13 protein-coding genes and 1 pseudogene are annotated in these 18,140 nt (G+C 50.5%); 3 read left to right on the forward strand and 11 right to left on the reverse strand.

The window, feature by feature from the left end:
* Window positions 1-42: 42 nt before the first annotated feature.
* Entirely contained in the window at window positions 43-456 is a 414-nt protein-coding gene (locus MJO57_RS21215; protein ID WP_371924658.1) for a MerR family DNA-binding transcriptional regulator, read from the reverse strand.
* A 75-nt stretch (window positions 457-531) separates the two neighbouring features.
* On the opposite strand from MJO57_RS21215, the gene MJO57_RS21220 reads away from it, so the two are divergent.
* Window positions 532-693, forward strand: a complete 162-nt coding sequence (locus MJO57_RS21220; RefSeq protein ID WP_252018544.1) for a hypothetical protein — start codon at window positions 532-534, stop codon at window positions 691-693.
* Between the two features lie 89 nt (window positions 694-782).
* Here MJO57_RS21220 and MJO57_RS21225 read toward each other — a convergent pair whose 3' ends face one another.
* From MJO57_RS21225 to MJO57_RS21245, 5 genes are all read right to left on the reverse strand, one after another.
* Entirely contained in the window at window positions 783-2,288 is a 1,506-nt protein-coding gene (locus MJO57_RS21225; protein WP_252018546.1) for a CoA-acylating methylmalonate-semialdehyde dehydrogenase, read from the reverse strand.
* Between the two features lie 105 nt (window positions 2,289-2,393).
* Complete coding sequence (locus MJO57_RS21230) at window positions 2,394-3,569, reverse strand: alanine--glyoxylate aminotransferase family protein (RefSeq protein ID WP_252018548.1); 1,176 nt, start codon at window positions 3,567-3,569, stop codon at window positions 2,394-2,396.
* Window positions 3,570-3,724: 155 nt separating this feature from the next.
* The gene (locus MJO57_RS21235; RefSeq protein WP_252018549.1) at window positions 3,725-4,207 is read right to left on the reverse strand and encodes a MaoC family dehydratase; all 483 of its coding nucleotides are present in this window, start codon (window positions 4,205-4,207) and stop codon (window positions 3,725-3,727) included.
* A 170-nt stretch (window positions 4,208-4,377) separates the two neighbouring features.
* Window positions 4,378-6,207: a hypothetical protein gene (locus MJO57_RS21240; protein ID WP_252018550.1), complete on the reverse strand. Its 1,830-nt coding sequence runs from the start codon at window positions 6,205-6,207 to the stop codon at window positions 4,378-4,380.
* A gap of 51 nt (window positions 6,208-6,258) precedes the next feature.
* Window positions 6,259-7,203, reverse strand: coding sequence for an alpha/beta hydrolase (locus MJO57_RS21245; protein ID WP_252018551.1), 945 nt, complete (start codon window positions 7,201-7,203; stop codon window positions 6,259-6,261).
* A gap of 248 nt (window positions 7,204-7,451) precedes the next feature.
* Here MJO57_RS21245 and MJO57_RS21250 point away from each other — a divergent pair, with 248 nt between their 5' ends.
* Together MJO57_RS21250 and hrpA are read left to right on the forward strand one after the other, a co-directional pair.
* Complete coding sequence (locus MJO57_RS21250) at window positions 7,452-9,134, forward strand: AMP-binding protein (protein WP_252018552.1); 1,683 nt, start codon at window positions 7,452-7,454, stop codon at window positions 9,132-9,134.
* A 201-nt stretch (window positions 9,135-9,335) separates the two neighbouring features.
* Window positions 9,336-13,232 carry an ATP-dependent RNA helicase HrpA gene (hrpA, locus tag MJO57_RS21255; protein WP_252018553.1) on the forward strand — a complete coding sequence of 1,299 codons (3,897 nt, stop codon included), beginning with the start codon at window positions 9,336-9,338 and terminating at the stop codon, window positions 13,230-13,232.
* Between the two features lie 554 nt (window positions 13,233-13,786).
* On the opposite strand, the pseudogene MJO57_RS21260 reads toward hrpA, so the two are convergent.
* The 5 genes and pseudogenes from MJO57_RS21260 to MJO57_RS21280 form a co-directional block, all read right to left on the reverse strand.
* A pseudogene (locus MJO57_RS21260) lies at window positions 13,787-14,086 on the reverse strand (ISAs1 family transposase); the annotation flags it as partial.
* On the reverse strand, window positions 14,080-14,973 hold the full coding sequence (locus MJO57_RS21265; protein WP_252018555.1) for an ISAs1 family transposase: 894 nt from the start codon (window positions 14,971-14,973) through the stop codon (window positions 14,080-14,082). The gene MJO57_RS21265 and the pseudogene MJO57_RS21260, both read right to left, overlap by 7 nt.
* Before the next feature lie 68 nt (window positions 14,974-15,041).
* Window positions 15,042-15,791 (reverse strand): IS21-like element helper ATPase IstB, encoded by a 750-nt coding sequence (istB, locus tag MJO57_RS21270; protein WP_252018556.1) that lies wholly within the window; start codon window positions 15,789-15,791, stop codon window positions 15,042-15,044.
* Window positions 15,792-15,802: 11 nt separating this feature from the next.
* Window positions 15,803-17,332 (reverse strand): IS21 family transposase, encoded by a 1,530-nt coding sequence (gene istA, locus MJO57_RS21275; RefSeq protein ID WP_252018557.1) that lies wholly within the window; start codon window positions 17,330-17,332, stop codon window positions 15,803-15,805.
* A gap of 255 nt (window positions 17,333-17,587) precedes the next feature.
* On the reverse strand, window positions 17,588-18,001 hold the full coding sequence (locus tag MJO57_RS21280; RefSeq protein WP_371924659.1) for a transposase: 414 nt from the start codon (window positions 17,999-18,001) through the stop codon (window positions 17,588-17,590).
* Between the last annotated feature and the right edge of the window lie 139 nt (window positions 18,002-18,140).

Here is an 18,140-nt window from a genome sequence, read left to right on the forward strand (position 1 = left end):
GGGATTCCTCATTTTTTATTGTTATTGCTGTATGAGTGTTATTTAACGCTTCCTTTCCTGCAGGGCTTCAAGGCATCGCTTTCTGGCTTCTGCAAGTTCACCCTTCATTATCCGGATATCGTTAAGCTGTTGTTCGAGGCGCATACTGGATGTGTCAATGGCATCAAGCATGGCTTGTAATTGTTTTTTGTTACGGGATTGAGGGTCATACAGTGCTATCAGATCTTTTGATTCGGCAAGGCTTAAGCCAAGACGCTTGCCCCGGGCAATAAGCTTGAGGTGTACACGGTCCTTTTTGCTGTATACACGTTGCAGCCCGTTTCGCTTTGGGCTGAGCAGCCCTTGATCTTCATAAAAGCGAATGGCCCTGGGGGTGAGGTCGAACTCCCGGGCGAGTTGTGAAATGGTGAACGTGGTCTCGGACATTTTTCTGGACATTGCTCTGGGCTTGCTCATTAGAAGTCTGTCAACGGACGCTTCTTTTTTATAGTGATTTGAGTATAAGTTCCCTTTACGTAAACGTAAAGTTGTTTGTCCTGGTTCGCCAAAGAGACGAATGACATTCATCAGCATCTTGAGAAGAAAGTGGAAGTGGAAGGGAAAGCAGCCAAAGTCGTTATCGGTTATCTTTGCCCCTCTTTCCTCTTTCCTCTTTCCTCTTTCCTCTTTCCTCTTTCCTCTATCACCCCTTAATTTTGCAGTTATTGCTCCGGACTTTTTGTGACCTGGATCAGATCGCTTAAACCCTGAGATATGCGGTTCAGATTGCTGGCCAAAGCCGGTTACTTCAGATTGATCGTCAGGTTTGGCTGATCGCTTTGTTTAAAGGCTTCTTCATCATAATTCCAGCGGGAGGTGACCGTTTTGGTTTCTGTATAGAAGCGAACCGCCTGCTTGCCATAGGGATGGAGATCTCCCATGAATGAGCCTTTCCAGCCGGTAAATGAGAAGAAGGGGAGCGGTACAGGAATGGGGGTATTAATACCGACCTGGCCGACTTCAATTTCACGCTGGTATTTACGGGCAGCAGCACCAGACCCGGTGAAGATTGATGTGCCATTGCCGTATGGGCTGGCATTGATCAATTCGATGGCTTCAGCAAGCGTATCTACGGTAATGCAACAGAGAACCGGACCAAAGATCTCCTCCTGATAAATGGCCATATCCGTGGTGACATCCGTAAATAGTGTTGGACCGACCCAGTTACCATCGGGAAGCCCTTCAACGGTGCAGTCACTGCCATCCAGAAGGCAGGTTGCGCCTTCTTCTTTGCCTTGGGCAATTAACCCCAGTACACGCTCTTTAGCGGCCCTGGAAATAAGCGGACCATAGCCGGCTTTGGGATCGTCCCAGGCCCCCGGCCTGACAACGGAAAGCTGCTGTTTTAACTCATCAATCCAGTTTTTACTGTCGCCAACAAAAACCGCCACGCTTATCGCCATACAGCGTTGGCCTGCTGCTCCGACCGATGCGCCGACAAGGCTATTCAATACCCGGTCTTTGCTTGCGTCGGGCATAATAACCATGTGGTTTTTAGCTCCCGCCATACATTGGGCACGCTTCATGTTGTCGGTTGCGGTCTTGTAAATGTACTTGCCGACAGGTACAGAACCTACAAACGACACAGCTTTGGTGTCCGGATGGTTTAACAGATAGTCAACTTGTTCCTTACCACCATGAACGGCCTGTAGTACGCCCTTCGGAGCACCCGCTGCAACAAACAGTTCAATCAGGCGCATTACCGTGAGAGGGACCTGCTCAGAGGGCTTTAGAATGAATGTGTTGCCTGCAGCAATCGCCAGTGGATACATCCACAGTGGAATCATTGCCGGAAAGTTGAATGGGCTGATACCAACGCAAACACCCAGTGGCTGGCTGTAACTGTAGGTGTCGATATGGTTGGCAACATTCTCAACCGTTTCACCCATCATCGCTGAAGGAATATTGGCCGCCTGTTCGACCACTTCAATGCCTCGCCATACATCGCCCCTGGCATCAGCAAAGGTTTTGCCGGTATCCCGGGAAACCAGTTCAGCAAGGGCGTCGTGGTGCTCTTTCAGCAGTGCAGCATAGCGCATCATCAGACGAGCCCGGTCAGATACCGGGACGTCTCGCCACTGCTTAAAGGCCGCCTTGGCACTTGCTACGGCCTTTTCCATTTCGGCCTCAGTGGCATAGGGCAGTTCTGCCAGTATTTCCTGGGTAGCAGGGTTGGTGACAGGAATAAACTGTGAGCTTGCACTGACGATGAATTCGCCATCGATAAAAAGGGGGATTCTATTGGGCATGGGACGACCTGTCTTATTTTATTGGGAGGGCTTAATAGGGCTCAACAGGGCTCAATAGTGCTTAATGTAGCTGCCCTTTGAGCCTTTATTTCTATCGATAAACAACTATTGATAGCAAGAGTGATAGCAAGAGGCAGCAGCTTTTACTGCTTCGCCGGGTGTGAACGCATGGCCTTGTCTCAGCAGTGCAGACTCCAGAGCACAGAGACAGTTCAATACATTGGTTTGATTAGCGGCATACCCCATCAAGCCGATCCGCCAGACTTTTCCGGTAAATGCGCCGAGACCCGCGCCAATCTCCAGGTTATATTCCGTCAGCAACTGTTGTCGAACAGCAAGGTCATCGACACCTTCCGGGATGACCACGGCATTCAGTTGGGCAAGTCGTTCCTGCTCAGGAACCAGCATTTCCAGGCCCATGGCTGCCAGTCCGGCAACCAGCGCCTGATGATGCCACTTGTGTCGTGTCCAGCTGTTTTCCAGTCCCTCTTCCTGCAAAAGGCAAAGTGATTCGTGCAGGGCGTATAATTGGTTCACCGGAGCCGTATGATGATAGGTTCTTTTTCCATCACCTTTTCCATCACCTCGCCCACCCTGAAACCAATAGCCCATGATCAGATTCATATCGAGAAACCAGCTGCGTACCGGCGTCTTTCTGGCCTGGATTTTCTCGACAGCTGCTTCGCTGAAGCTGACCGGTGACAAACCGGGGACGCAGGACAGGCACTTCTGGGAACCGGAATAAACGGCATCTACTCCCCATTCATCCACTTCCAGCTCTGAGCCGGCCAGAGAGGTTACGGTGTCGACAATCGTCAGGCAGTGATGCTTTCTTGCCAGCTCACACAGTGTTTTTGCATCAGAACGTGCACCGGTTGAGGTCTCGGCATGGACGAAAGCGAGAACTTTAGCGTCCGGGTGAGCGTTCAGTGTTGCTTCAACGGCTTCCGGGTCCACTGCTCGCCCCCAGTCTGAATTGACGGTAACTGCAGTACCACCCATGCGTATGACGTTTTCTTTCATCCGACCTCCAAAGACACCGTTTATGCATACGATGACCTTGTCGCCTGCTTCAACCAGGTTGGCAAAACAGGCTTCCATCCCGGCCGAACCCGGAGCGGAAACGGGGAGTGTCAGTCGGTTGCTGGTCTTGAAGGCATATTGAATCAGTGACTTCAATTCATCCATCATTCGGATGAACTCAGGGTCAAGATGCCCTATGGTTGGTCGGGCCAGGGCTTCGGTAATTCTCGGGTGAACATCGGAGGGGCCGGGACCCATCAGGGTACGCTTTGGGGGATGAAATGAGGTGGTTGTCATAACGGCCTGTTATTCTCCACTTATGGGCATTGCTGTTGTAGCGCGAATGCCGGTCTTATTATAGGGAAACCTGACAGTATAGGGGCTGTCAGGCAAGGGCGCTTTCTTCAGTCGATTTATTCAGCTGGCTTCAATACCACCTCGGGCAGAGGGTATTCATCAACAACGACCTTGCCAGAGGACGGCATAATTTCAGCCTTGCCTTTGACAACGGTTTTACCGGCCTGGTTGACGACATTGGTTGAAACTGTTGCACGCTTGCGCTGTTCGTTGATCTCAAGAATTTCCAGCTCGACGGTTACCGTATCACCGACTTTTACAGGGCGCATGAATTTTAGCTCCTGACCCAGATAGATACCACCGGGTCCCGGCAGTTTTGTGGCCAGTGCACATGAAATCAGTGAGGCTGTCCACATGCCGTGGGCAATGCGACCTGCAAACTGGGTCGTTGCGGCAAATGCCTCATCCAGATGAACGGGGTTGGTGTCACCGGATACCTTGGCAAACAGCAGGAGATCTTCTTCTGTCAGCGTACGGGTCAGAGTGGCCCTGGCGCCAATGGTTAACTCTTCAAATGGGATGTTTTCCAGCTTGCGCATAAGGTAAGGCTCAATTGTTTTGTTAAGGTATGGGCAGTGTATGTTCATCGGTGATGATTGTCGTACCTGTTGACTGGAGGACTGCCGTAATGGTTTTTCAGACCACTGCCTGCGTCTTGATGGAAAGGTTAACACTTTGGCTGAAGTTACTGAATCAGAAGTTGGTGGCGTTACCCGTCAGAAGCGGGGGGAGGGTTTGAGCCGGGCTGCACCTCCAGTCCTGATAATTCGGTAAGCGATATTATTCCTCTACTGTTCGGACCTGTTTTGATGTACGGCTGGTCGCCAATATCGTAGTAGCCGGATGCTGATTTTGTGGTTATGCCATGCAGCTTCTTTTTAATAAAACCGGGTGTGTCGTCTGCAATGGCAAGAGAGTCGATCTTCAGCTCTTTATCATTGTTCTTACCTGATGGCAGGTTTCTGAATCGGGTGTGGCTTGAGTTCAGTGCCCTGAGAGCTGCTTTCTCAATTTGCTTCTGAAGCAGCGGCAATTTCTTTTCACTCACCCCGAGTGCAGTGAGCGTGTTTAAGTCTATATCACCCTTAGTAATATCCAAATTAATTCTTATCGATAGCTGATTTTCACCGGCTTCATTTCTGGTGAGTTTTTTCTTTGCGGCATCAGGAATTTGAGGCATGAATTCCTCTAACCTGGAGAAAGGCGTCTGTACCAGAATCGCCAGCGAGCCACTCATATCTTCATCTAATGACATTTGACCCGTCCGTATATGCAATGGGCCGGCATTATTGTCATTGAACTCAAGGCTTTCAAAAAAGATAGTTGGCTTCGATGCCTGATCCCCTACCAGGTTGCTGTGAAGACCTGTATCCAGATCAATCAGTGAGAGGCTGGTTACTTCGGGAATGTATCTGGACATGCCCGGAGCAAGGCTTTTCAGGTTTTTGACCTCGATATGTGCGATCGGTGACTTTAGCTGGGCAAAGGTGCCTTCCTGATTCCAGAATGAAGATAATGCCGGGGAGTCATCCTGATCAGTAACAATGGCTCCCGGCAGGTGATGCTTTAATCCTGAGCAGTAGCGATTGATTGACGTGGCGATTAATGACAGGAGGTTGCTTTCCCCAACAAGCTCTGGCTGGTTTATTTCAATAGATAGCGTTACAGGTGCTTCCCGGGGGGCTTCTGCTGAATCAGACGGCCAATATTCAACGTCAAAAGCCAGTTTGTCAGCCCTGATCGTCAGGCTTTCCAGCGCATTGCCTTGCCTGTCAGTCCCTTGAGGTTTGACGACACCGGGCTGTATACCTTCGAGATGTATATTTCCGATCTGTATAACGGAGTCAATATTTTCTGCGTTGTTCTTATCTGAAGCCGTATATGGTGATGCTGGAGCGGTGTTACTGCTGGGACTCTGAGGCGATATCAGATCTTGCAGGCTATCGTTATGTGAGGAAAGTTCCAGCTTTCCATCGATAATATGGATGTCCTGCTGTTGGCCCATATGAAGTCTGGCAAGGGACAGGCCAAGTGCCCGCAACTCTGATTTTGGTATTCCAACCGTTTTGATGCCAGCTTTGGCCAGGGCCCAGCCAAGCATATCAACGTTGCTGTCGGCTATGGCCAAGCCTTGTGAATCTGCCAGTTCCCCTGCTGCGGCAAGGCCGGCCTGAGCCAAAGAGGCTGCAAACCCCATGGTTCCAAGACCAAGCTTTGCCACTTCAGATACTCCCTGACCGATGGAAGACCAGCCTGCAGTCAATGTCTGATAGGTTGTGTTGGCAAGATCGTAAGAAAATAAAGCGGTTACTCTGGCAACCTCTTTGGCTGGAGTGGCTAACCAGCCAAGGTAGGAGGTTGGCTCTTTGGGTACAACTGAACGCTGATGAAGGTCTTTGCAGGGAACCTCATTGACAGTTTTATCCCTCAAACCCTGAGTTTGAGTAATAGTCTGCCTGTTGTTTGAGGTATCAGGGGTTTTCAGAGTGGAAATCAACTGGCTCTGTCCCGATCCGCCAACACCTGAAGGTCTGTCCATATTTCAGAAATCGGCGGTTTATCGGTATTGTTAACAAACAGGGCAGCTTTTTTAACGATGCTTGTCAAGCCAGTTGCACAGTTGAGTAATAACTTCCTGATGGTTGGTTTCATGAAATAATTCGTGTCTTGCCTCCGGGTACAGCGTCAATGTGGTATTGCCGTGGCCAGAGCTGATAAAAGCCTGTTGCAGGTCTTTCAAGCCATCCGGTGCGCTGACGGGGTCCTGGTCTCCTCCTATGATCAGTATTGGCAGTTGATTATTAATCTTCTTTAACGTGTTTTTAGTGCTTATTTCCTGCAAGCCCCCAAACAGATCGTACCAGAGCTGGTTGCTGCAGCGAAAACCGCATAGCGGGTCTCTGATATATCGTTCAACTGATTCGGGATTGCGACTTAGCCAGTCAAACTCCGTGGTATTGGGTTTAAAGCGGTTGTTGTATCCGGCAAACGTCAGTTGATGGATGACGGGACTGTGCCCCATTACTCCCTGGCGAAGGATTTCGATTTTGCAGACCAGCCTGGCCAGCATCAGCAATGGTTTTGTCACATAGTTAGACCCTGAGAGAATGGCACCGGATATCGGCGGGTTATATCTTCCCAGATAACTTTGGAGTATATAGCTGCCCATGCTGTGACCCAGAAGAAAGCAGGGTAAAGAAGCGTGCTGAGCAATAATATGGTCAACAACAAGCTTCAGGTCCTGAACCACATGATTCCACCCATCATGATCACCAAAATGTCCCTGTTTAGCAGTTTTATCTTTTTTGATGGTCGCACCATGCCCCCGGTGATCATGGGCATAGACATGAAATCCCCTCATGGCTAGTTGTTCCGCCAGCTCCTGATAACGGGCACCGTGCTCAGCCATACCATGACTGATATGTACCACTGCTTTTTGATTGTTTTCAGCCAGCCATTGGTAAACCGGAATACGGTGGTTACCTGCCGGGGTGGTGATCGTTACCAGTGATGGCGTAGACTCAGGGTATGTCATAAACGTCCTAAATAGAGTATTCGATGCAATTTATTGTGTTGTTAAGGGTTTACCATTGCTAATCACAGAATCATATCTTCGTTGAAAACAAGGTCAGAAGTATTTACCGTAAGTCGTCTATCAGGAACAGCAGAAAACTGATAGTCTCGGAAAATTTTCCAATGCGACAGTTTGCACGACAGGTTAAACAGTTTGCGAGCCAGTTTTTATTCTTTACAGCTTCAACATGGATGCGGGAGGCTTACCCCATGACCACCGGTTTCTGGAAAGACAAGTACCCGGAAGGCATTCCTGTAACGATTGATGTTGGGCAGTATCGCTCAATCATTGATGTACTGGAATACAGTACCCGCAAGTTTGCCAGCAAACCAGCATTCAGCAACATGGGGCATGAGCTGAGTTACTCCCGTCTTTATGAGCTCAGTGGCCACTTCTGCAGTTACCTGCAGACTTACACCGACTTGCGCCCCGGGGACCGGATAGCCATTATGCTGCCGAACGTCATGCAGTTTCCTGTGGCGGTGTTTGGTGCACTGCGTGCCGGACTGATTGTGGTGAACACTAATCCGCTCTACACCGAGCGTGAAATGGAGCATCAATTTCGTGACTCCGGAGCCAGGGCGCTGGTGGTGCTGGCCAACATGGCCCATATGGCCGAGAAGGTGATTCCCAGAACAGCGATCAGGCATGTTGTGGTCACTCAGGTCGGTGATATGCTGCCGACATTCAAGCGCACTCTGGTAAATTTCGTCGTTAAACACGCCAGAAAAATGGTGCCTGAGTATTCGTTACCGTCAGCAGTATCGTTTACCACGGTTCTCAGTCGAGGTGCCCTGCACCATTGCACGGATGTCCGCAGGGAAAATGACGATGTCGCCATCCTGCAATATACCGGCGGCACAACGGGTGTTGCTAAAGGTGCCATGCTGACGCATCGGAACATTCTCAGTAATATGTTCCAGGTTAAGGCCCTGGTCGGTGGTAACCTGCGGGAAGGTGAAGAGCTGATTATTGCACCATTGCCGCTTTATCATATCTTTGCTTTTACCGTGCATTGCATGGTGGCTATCCTGTTGGGTGAGCACAACATGCTCATTACCAATCCACGGGATATGAAAACCTTTATCAAGGACCTGACCGGTAAACCCTTCAGCATGTTTATTGGCTTGAATACCCTGTTTGTTGGCCTGATGAATCAGGAAGCCTTCCGCCGTCTTGATTTCTCCTATCTGAAGAACACCATTTCCGGGGGAATGGCGCTGCAACTGGATACAGCGGAGCGATGGGAGAACCTGACCGGCAGTCGTATCTGTGAGGGTTATGGTATGACGGAAACGTCGCCGGTGGTAACCATTAACCCACTGGGTAAGATCAAACTGGGTACCATTGGTCTGCCAGTGCCATCCTGTGAACTGAAAGTGGTTGATAATGACGATAAAGACCTGCCCATTGGTGAGGTGGGTGAACTCTGCATCAAAGGCCCTCAAGTGATGAAGGGCTACTGGCAGAGTGAGCAGGCTACGGAAGAAGCCATGCTGGATGGCTGGCTGCGAACCGGTGATATTGCCCGAATAGACGAGGAAGGTTATGTCACCATTGTCGATCGCAAAAAGGATATGATCTGTATTTCCGGTTTCAATGTTTACCCCAATGAACTGGAAGAAGTGCTCTGTGCCCATCCGGATGTTACTCAATGTGCCGCGATCGGTGTTCCCGATAAACGCTCCGGAGAGGCGATCAAGGTGTTTGTGGTGTCCAGTAATCCGGGGCTGACCAAAGAAGAAGTGATTCACTTTTACCGGCAGAACCTGACCGGCTATAAAGTGCCCAAGCTGGTTGAGTTCAGAGAGGAGCTGCCCACAACCAATGTCGGTAAGATTCTCCGCCGCCATTTGCGTGATGAAGAGCTGGCTGCCCGCAGCAGCGACTAGCCCAGAAAAGTGCTTACCCCCAGTGCATATCCTCGTTCCCATGCTTTCAGGCCCTGCGGGGCCTGCGTGGAAACGCATACCGGACCTGCAGGATGTGGAACCACCTGTTCTCAGGCCGCTTTTCTAACTCAGGGCCGGTAACGAAACACCAACAGGCCCTGATATAATCATTTCTGATTCCATATAAACGGGAGTACCTGGGTGTCCGGCTTTTCCGATAAGCAACTGCGCCAGTCCATTAATCAATGCATGATACGTGACCGTTACCGCTTACGGGGGCAACTGTGTCGGCTTAAACGGGATGATAAGGCAGGTCTGGACCGAGTCCAGAAAAAAATAGCGTCATCACTGTCGCTGGTAGAGCAGAGACAAGCCTCTGTTCCGGAGATCCGTTATCAGCAGGCGCTACCGGTTATTGACCGGAAAGCGGATATCGCCAACGCTATCCGTGATCATCAGGTGGTGGTGATCGCCGGTGAAACCGGATCAGGTAAGACAACCCAGTTGCCTAAAATCTGTCTTGAAGCGGGTCGCGGCATTTTTGGCATGATTGCTCATACTCAGCCTCGCCGACTGGCAGCCCGTGCCGTGGCCAATCGCATTGCTGAAGAGCTAGGGGGAGCGCTTGGGGAGCAGGTTGGTTATCAGGTACGTTTCACCGATCACTCCACAGAAAACACGCTGATCAAGTTGATGACGGACGGTATTCTGCTGGCTGAGATTCAGAATGACCGTTTTCTCAATCGTTATGACACCCTGATCATTGATGAAGCCCATGAGCGCAGCCTGAATATTGATTTTCTGCTGGGCTATATAAAGCTGATTCTGCCTAAACGACCAGATCTAAAGGTGATCATCACTTCTGCCACCATTGATGTCGAACGGTTTTCCAGGCACTTTGATCATGCGCCCGTGATCGAAGTCTCTGGCAGAACCTATCCGGTAGAGACTGTCTATCGTCCCCTTGAGGATCTTGAGCTGGAAGGGCGTGATGCGGATCAGCGATTACAGCAGGGGATTCTTGCGTCACTGGAAGAGATTGACGGCCTTGAGCGGGCAGGCAAGGGTAAACGACTGGGTGATGTACTGGTTTTTCTCAGTGGCGAACGGGATATTCGGGAAACCCACCAGTTCCTTCGGGATGCAAAACTGCCGCATACTGATATTCTGCCGCTGTATGCCCGTCTTTCTGCCGCAGAGCAAAACCGCATTTTTCAGGAACATTCCGGTCGTCGTGTGATTCTGTCGACCAATGTCGCAGAAACCTCGTTAACTGTTCCGGGTATTCGCTATGTGATTGATCCGGGTACTGCGCGTATCAGCCGATACAGTGTCCGGTCAAAAGTCCAGCGGCTGCCGGTCGAAGCCGTGTCGCAGGCATCGGCCAATCAGCGTAAAGGTCGCTGTGGTCGTGTTGCAGAAGGTATCTGTATTCGCCTCTACTCTGAGGAGGATTTTCTTTCCCGGCCAGAGTTTACCGACCCGGAGATTCTCAGAACCAACCTTGCTGCGGTTATCTTGCAGATGTTGCGCATGGGGCTGGGCGACATTGCCGCGTTTCCGTTTGTCGATCCACCAGATAGCAAGGCCATTAATGATGGCTTTAAATTGCTTCAGGAGCTGGTGGCAGTGGGCAAGGACCGGCGCATTACCCCGGTTGGTCGTCAACTGGGGCAGCTGCCTGTCGATCCACGCCTTGGGCGCATGCTGATTGAAGCACATAACAATCATGCCCTGCATGAAGTATTGATTATTGTCAGTGCCCTGGCGGTGCAGGACCCGAGGGAGCGCCCGCAGGATAAACAACAGGCTGCAGATCAGAGGCATCGGGAGTTTTATCACGATGACTCGGACTTCATGACCTATGTGAATCTATGGGAAGCCTATGAAGAGCAGCGGCAGGCACTGTCACAGAATCAGCTGCGGAAATACTGCAATAAGCAGTTCCTGTCTTTTATGCGTATGCGGGAGTGGCGTGACCTCCACCGACAGCTGACACTGGCCTGTAAAGACCTGCAATTCCGGTTGAATGACAGCCCTGCCAGCTATGGCGATGTTCATAAGTCACTGCTATCCGGCCTTTTGTCGCAGCTGGGCAGCAAAGATGATGAAGCGGATTATATGGGTGCCAGGAACCGGCGCTTTTATCTGTTTCCGGCTTCGACACTGTATAAGCGAAAACCAAAATGGGTCATGGCTGCAGAGCTGGTGGAAACCTCCAGGCTGTTTGCCCGAACCAATGGCCGGTTGGAGCCTCAATGGATTGAGCCGCTGGCCACTCACCTGGTTAAGCGGAATTATTTTGAGCCGCATTGGGAGAAAAAGCGTGCCCAGGTGGTAGCGTTTGAGCAGGTTACTCTGTATGGATTGATTGTAGTCGGTCGTCGTCGGATCAATTATGGCCTGATAGATCCGGTCGTTGCCCGGGAGATCTTTATCCGCGAAGCCCTGGTGGAAGGGCACTTTGATTCCAAAGGCGCGTTTCAGAAGCATAATCTGGCATTGATTGAAGAGGTGGATGAACTGGAGGCAAAGTCCCGCCGCCGGGATATTCTTGTGGACAGTGAAACGCTCTATCACTTTTATGATGCGTTGATTCCTGCGGATATCTGCAATGGCGCTGGCTTTGAGAAGTGGCGTAAGGTGGCCGAGCGACAGCAGCCTGATTTGCTCCACCTCAGCAAAGATTATCTGATGCAGCACGATGCAGAACACGTAACGGTCAACCGATACCCGGATCGCTTTCGCTGGGACGGTTTGGAGCTACCCCTCAGTTATCACTTTAATCCGGGTGAGCCTGATGATGGTGTAACCCTGACCGTGCCTGTCGAGGCATTAAGGTTGCTGCCCAGGCATCGTCTTGAATGGCTGGTGCCCGGTATGCTGTTCGACAAGTGCGTAGCACTGGTTCGATCCATGCCGAAACCGGTGCGCAAGAACTTTGTCCCCGTACCTGATTTTGTCAACGGCGCCCTGGATTCCCTTTCCGCCTGTGATGAGCCGCTGACAGAGATGCTTGGACGTCAGCTTACCCGTATGTCGGGTGTGCGTATCCTCGAAGAGCATTGGAATACAGAAAGCCTGGATGCGCATTTGCTGATGAATATCCGGGTGGTGAATGAGGATGGTGAGGTGATTGGGCAGGGACGTGACGTGAATCAGCTCAGGCAACAATTCTCTGAACATGTTCAGGATACGATTCGCAAGCTGGCAAAAAGCCATCTGGAACAGGAAGGTTTGCTGGACTGGACCTGTGGAGAGCTGCCTCATGAGATAACCCGCAAAGCCGGAGGACTGATATTAAAGTCCTACCCGGCGCTGGTTGATCAGCGCGATTCAGTGGCCGTTCAACTGTTTGAAAGTCCGGCGATGGCTGACGTTGAAAACCGCAAAGGGTTGACCCGACTGCTCAGGATCAGGTTATCCACCCAGCTTAAGTTTGCTTTGAGCAAAATGGTCAGATTGAAAGAAACCAAATTATTGGCTACCAATCTGGTGAACCAGAGTCAACTGGAGGATGATTTGCAGGGTTTGATTATTAGCGGCGTCTATCTGAATGATCATAACGAGTTGCCCGGAAACCGGGAGTCATTCCTCATGCTGCTAGAGAAGTATAAAGGAGACATTGTGCCTTTTGCGGAGAAGATTGACCCCATTCTTAATGAGATCTTTCGTATTGCTCAGGGGGTTAGCCGACAGCTGAAAGGTAAGATCAGTTTTGATCGGGCACTGGCGCTGGCTGATATCAAACAGCATGTGCAAAGACTGTTACAGCCCGGATTTATGACTTCAGCGGGTATGGAGTGGTTAAGCCATTATCCCCGATACTTCAGGGCAATTGAGGTCAGGCTGGAGAAATTGCCGACCCAGGTAAACCGTGATCGTGCCTGGACGGAGGAGTTGACCTTGCTGCAGCAGAAATATGAAAAGCGTCGGGAGACTCATCGTCAACACAAGGTAGTTGATCCCAATCTTCAGCAGTTCTATTGGATGGTTGAAGAGTATCGGGTTTCATTGTTTGCCCAGCAATTGGGAACTCGTTTTCCGGTATCGGATAAACGTCTGCGCAAGTTGTGGGAAGCAGTGGAAGACATTTAAATCATCAGTGCTTTCCCTTCATAACCCGGTTGTTCTGAAGGGAGGCTGGGTTGAAATAACAGGTTAATTTAACGTTAACCTGTCTGAAAAGGTGAGAGTTCTTCTTCCGCTATACAGTAATGGATGTCGGAGTGGCTGGTATATCGGGGTTTCAGCGTGGTTGGGAAGGCACCTCAACCTTTGGCATGTTGGAAATCGCCTGTCAAGCATGCTTGCCAGGCAGTGTGGACCCTGTTTCGGAAATATTTGCCACCTTAACAGGGTATCCGTCAATTGTGTCAGATAGCCAATTAAGTTGGGAAACGAATAGGTGTATAACTATTTGATAAATAAGAATTTAAAACATATGTTTTATTTTCAAATGACCAAATAAGTTGGGAAACAAATGGGGGCAGGATTTTAATTATTGTCTAATTTGTTGGGAAACAAAAAATTTTCTATTTAATACAGTGGGTTATGGAGTTATTTTCTGCAAGGCTCTTTTCGGGTTGCAGACTGCTCGGCTATGAAAACCGGCTACAGATCTTGGTATATAAAGCACGGCAAAAACATGATCATATATTGATCAGCCCAAGCACGTTCATCATATACTCTTCGTCCCAACCACATTTGTGACGTTTGTTTTTGATGCCTGCTTTTTCGGATGTATCCAGCTTTAGAAGATTGAGTGTTATCTGTCGTGCAACTGCAAGATTTTCTGCTGCATAACCTTCTCGTGATCTGCAACGATCTTCATCAAAAGCAACGTCTAGAACCCAATGTAGCTGGTTTTCAATCAACCAGTGTTTCCTTGTCGCCTCAAGTACCTCTCCTGCTGACAACTTGCGGCTCGATATAAAGTAACGGATTAATGTGCTCCCTTTGCCTTTGGCTCTTTTCGGGTTACAGACTGCTCTGCAATGAAAATTGGCCAAAGGCCTTGATATACAATGCCTTCAGGAAACTGCTGGCTAAATATTGCCAAGCCCTGCCACAGGAGGATTCCAGCCTGATTTATGAAATCAGCAGTCTGCAATACGAAAAGAGCCTTGCCTTTTTTCTGGCTGTCTAACTGGACGGCTGCTATCGTTTTGGCCTGCCAGCCTGACGCGTTGGAACCTTCCGCGATATCGTTGATTACCCAGCATCTACGATGTTCACGACGACCATGAGATTTACCTTCCTGCTCAGCAAACTCAGGGCATGGACCATCTTCCGGATTTTCTTGCCACAGCTGTTCAAAAGCGCGAGTAAGTTCATCATAAAGTTTTTTCTGGTTACCCTTCACAGCAAGCAGATAGTCCGCTTCTTTTTTCAGGATGGCTGTGGCGATTTTCTTCTGGCAGCCCATTGCATCGATGGTGACCAGGCTACCTGCCAACTCAAGCAGTTTGAGCAGTTCAGGAATAGCAGTAATTTCATTAGACTTGGCATCTACCTTATATTGACCAAGGGACAGCCCGGCCTCGGTGCACCAGGCATTAACCATGTGAATGGCATCTTTACCTTTGTTCCAGGCAGAACCTTTGATGGTTTTTCCATCGATTGCCACGATTCTGCTATCAGAAAGTTGCAAACCTGAAAGCACATCCCGGATCCATTGGATAAAGATCTGGCGAAACTCATCAGGATCGATCGCGGCAAAGACTCGATTAAATGTGATAGCGACAGGAATTCCACCGGGCAAAGTCAGATGCTGTCGGAACCAGCGTTCTTTGGTTTTGGCAAACAGTCTTATGGCGTTGCGTATTCTGGCGAACATGAACGCTCATTCTGGTGTATCGTGAACACCTTCACTCCCTTAAGCATCGCCTCCTTTAATTTCTAGCTTTAGTGTTCACGGTCCGCCAGTTTTGCTTTCGTTTTTCTCATGGATTCTCCCTTGAGTTCTATCCGGTGGGCGTTGTGGGTCAACCGATCCAGAATCGCATCGGCCAGGGTGGCATCGCCTATGCTGCTGTGCCATTTCGACACCGGCAGCTGGCTGGTGACGATGGTTGAACTCTGGTTGTGCCGGTCATCCATGATTTCCAGCAGGTCGTTGCGCTGGCTCTGACTCAGGGGCTCAAGGCCCCAGTCATCAAGTATCAGCAGGTCAACCCTGGCCAGTTGCCTGAGCTGTTTCGTATAACTGCCATCGCCGTGTGCTAAGGTCATGGCTTCCAGCAACCGGGAGGTGCGGAAGTAGCGAACGCTGTAACCACGCAGACAGGCACCGTGCCCGAAGGCACAGCTCAACCAGCTTTTACCCGTACCACAGGGGCCGGTCAGCAGCAGGTTCTGTTTGCGGCGCAGCCAGTCACAGGTGACCAGTGTCGCTATTTTCGATTTGCTGATGCCCCGTGGCTGCTCGTAGTCAATGTCTTCCAGGGTGGCCGCTAACTTAAAGCGTGCAGCCCTGAGCAACCTTGCCAACCGCTTGTTGTTGCGGTCGGCATCTTCCTGGTCAACCAGCAGGGCAAGTCGTTCTTCGAAGCTGAGCCCCTCATAGGTGCCTGGCTGCTCCTGCTGAAGCTGCAGGGCATCGGCCATACCGCTGAGTCTGAGGGCACGTAAACGGGTCATGGTTTGATTGATCATGCCCTTAACCCTCATTGAAAGAAGTCAGCGCCACGAATGTTCTCGTGGCTGACGGTGACACGGGTTTCCTGTTCTTTCGCCGGTGTTAACGGAACCTTGTCCAGTCCGGACTGCAGGATTGAACGCACATTGGCAACCCGTCGTCCGCCACAGGCAATGGCCCGATGGCAGGCAGCATTCAGACGCTGGGTACCGTATTCCCGCTCCATGTTCAGAAGCCCGAGACAGGCCCGGTAAGCCTGTTCCGGGTGTTGCTTGCTATCCAACAGTTGCTGGGTAAATCCGAGCACATCAGGCCCGATTTTCTGTGCCCAGTTCTTAAGCCGACCGGGTGTCCACTGTTGCTGTTTCTGGTGACGGGTTGGCATGTGTTCAGGCCGGGTGGTAAAGCCACCGCTGTTATACTGCCGTACGTGGCTGGTGACCGGTTTGCCTTTGTAGAGTATCTGGACCGTGTGGTGACTGGCCCTGATTTCCACCTCTTCTTTTACCAGCTGGTTTGGTACGGAGTAGAAGTGGTCGCTGAACCGGATATGGTAATCAATGCTGACCCTGGCCACCTTGAACTCCAGGTGCTCAAAGGCCTGTCTGGGTAATGACATCAGGGCCGGTCTGTCCAGCTCATCAAACAGACTGCGCCGACAGCCTTTTTGCTGCCGGAATGGGCGGTTATTCAAGTCTTCCAGCAACCGTCCTATTTCCCAGTTCAGCTCTGACAGGGAGAAGAACCTGTGGTGACGCAGGCGCATCAGGATCCAGCGCTCCACCAGTTGGACGCCGACTTCTACCTTGGCCTTATCCTTGGGTTTATAAGGCCTTGCCGGCATAATCGAGCAACCAAAGTGTTCAGCCATGTGCAGGTAGCTTTGGTTGATGTCCGGGTCGTATCGGCAGGCTTTGGTCACAGCACTGCGCAGGTTATCCGGCACCAGCATTTCAGGGACGCCGCCAAAGAACTTGAAGGCACGCACCTGGGAGCTGATAAAGTCGGCAGAGCCCTGGGTCCAGGAAGCCTCGGCAAAGGTGTAATTGGAGGCACCCAGGACGGCAACGAAGATCTGTGCGGGCGCGGTTTCTCCGGTTGTCTTGTTCACCACAGGCACGGTCAGGCCAGCGTAATCAACAAACAGCTTCTCACCGGCCCGGTGATGCTGGCGCATGGAACGCTTTTGTTTGTTATTCCACTGCCGGTAACGGTGACAGAACTGAGAGTAACTGTAGGCATTGTGTGGGTAGGCCTCACAGTACTCCTCCCAAACCAGCTGCTTGGTCATCCCCTTAGACTTCAGCTCCTTATGAACCTCTTGCCAGTCGGGGTCGACCATATTCTGCTCAGGGCTGGCAACCGGTGCTGGAGCCAGTTTGTTGATCAGAGCCGTGTCGTCCATGCTCTCAGGCAGTGGCCAGGACAAGCCGACAGCCTCAAACCGGTTAAGGTATTTGTTAACCGCCCCGACACTGACGCGAGTGCTTCTGGATATTTGCCGGGTGCTGAGCTGGCACTCAAACCGGAGTCGAAAGATCTCCCGTAATTTACGCATTGATAACCCCTTTTTCTTTTTCATGCCGCTGAATCCTTTTTTTCATGGATTAGTGCAAGCGGCACAATGTGAGTAAAATCAATGCCTAAGAGAGGTTTTTCGTATGGTTTTACAATTCATTCTGGCACTGTGAACACCGATTCTGGAGGGTGTGAACAGTGATTCTGGAAAATTCCAAAAAGTGTTCACGGTAAAACCAGAATGGGTGTTCACGCTCGGCCAGAATGAGTGTTCACGGTTGGCCAGAATCGGTGTTCACGATGGGCCAGAATATGCCTTCAGGTCTTCAGTCGATGTAAAACTGTTTCGTTTCAGAAAGCGCCTTACCAGAATCGAAAACCAGATCTCTATCTGGTTCAGCCATGATGCGTGCTTCGGGGTATAGTGGAACACAATCTTGTGTGACACATCACTCAGGTAAGCAGCCCGTGTTTTCATGCTCTTGAGAATGCCGGATTTGCCTTTCACTCCCAGCTCTTTTTCCGCTGTACCTTCAATCCTGGCGACAGCCTTGACCGCAGCCTCTGACATATGGGTATTCAGACGATCCATGACAAAATGCCAACCTGCTGCAGCAGGATCACTCATCAGCATGCTATCAAGCCAGTCTGCAAAATCCTGTTCCGTCCGCGTATCTCTTACCAGAGGAATAATCTTGCCTGTTACCACATCCATTCCTGCCCTTAATTCCCGCTTAAGAATGGATAGCTGATCAGATACTCTGTACCAGAAGCAAATTTGTACAGTTTTCATACAGGGTCGATAAAATGCTATCCAAATCAGCTCGTATTCATGGTGCAACCTGTGT

This window comes from Endozoicomonas sp. SCSIO W0465 (assembly GCF_023716865.1).
GTDB lineage: Bacteria > Pseudomonadota > Gammaproteobacteria > Pseudomonadales > Endozoicomonadaceae > Endozoicomonas.

Bases quoted from the DNA above. Each gene is read 5' to 3' on its own strand.
- MJO57_RS21245 (WP_252018551.1), bottom strand. From the start codon at position 7,203: ATGACATACCCTGAGTCTACGCCATCACTGGTAACGATCACCACCCCG.
- MJO57_RS21240 (WP_252018550.1), bottom strand. From the start codon at position 6,207: ATGGACAGACCTTCAGGTGTTGGCGGATCGGGACAGAGCCAGTTGATT.
- MJO57_RS21230 (WP_252018548.1), bottom strand. From the start codon at position 3,569: ATGGGTCCCGGCCCCTCCGATGTTCACCCGAGAATTACCGAAGCCCTG.
- MJO57_RS21250 (WP_252018552.1), top strand. From the start codon at position 7,452: ATGACCACCGGTTTCTGGAAAGACAAGTACCCGGAAGGCATTCCTGTA.
- MJO57_RS21235 (WP_252018549.1), bottom strand. From the start codon at position 4,207: ATGCGCAAGCTGGAAAACATCCCATTTGAAGAGTTAACCATTGGCGCC.
- istA (WP_252018557.1), bottom strand. From the start codon at position 17,332: ATGCGTAAATTACGGGAGATCTTTCGACTCCGGTTTGAGTGCCAGCTC.
- istB (WP_252018556.1), bottom strand. From the start codon at position 15,791: ATGATCAATCAAACCATGACCCGTTTACGTGCCCTCAGACTCAGCGGT.
- MJO57_RS21215 (WP_371924658.1), bottom strand. From the start codon at position 456: ATGAGCAAGCCCAGAGCAATGTCCAGAAAAATGTCCGAGACCACGTTC.
- MJO57_RS21225 (WP_252018546.1), bottom strand. From the start codon at position 2,288: ATGCCCAATAGAATCCCCCTTTTTATCGATGGCGAATTCATCGTCAGT.
- MJO57_RS21265 (WP_252018555.1), bottom strand. From the start codon at position 14,973: ATGTTCGCCAGAATACGCAACGCCATAAGACTGTTTGCCAAAACCAAA.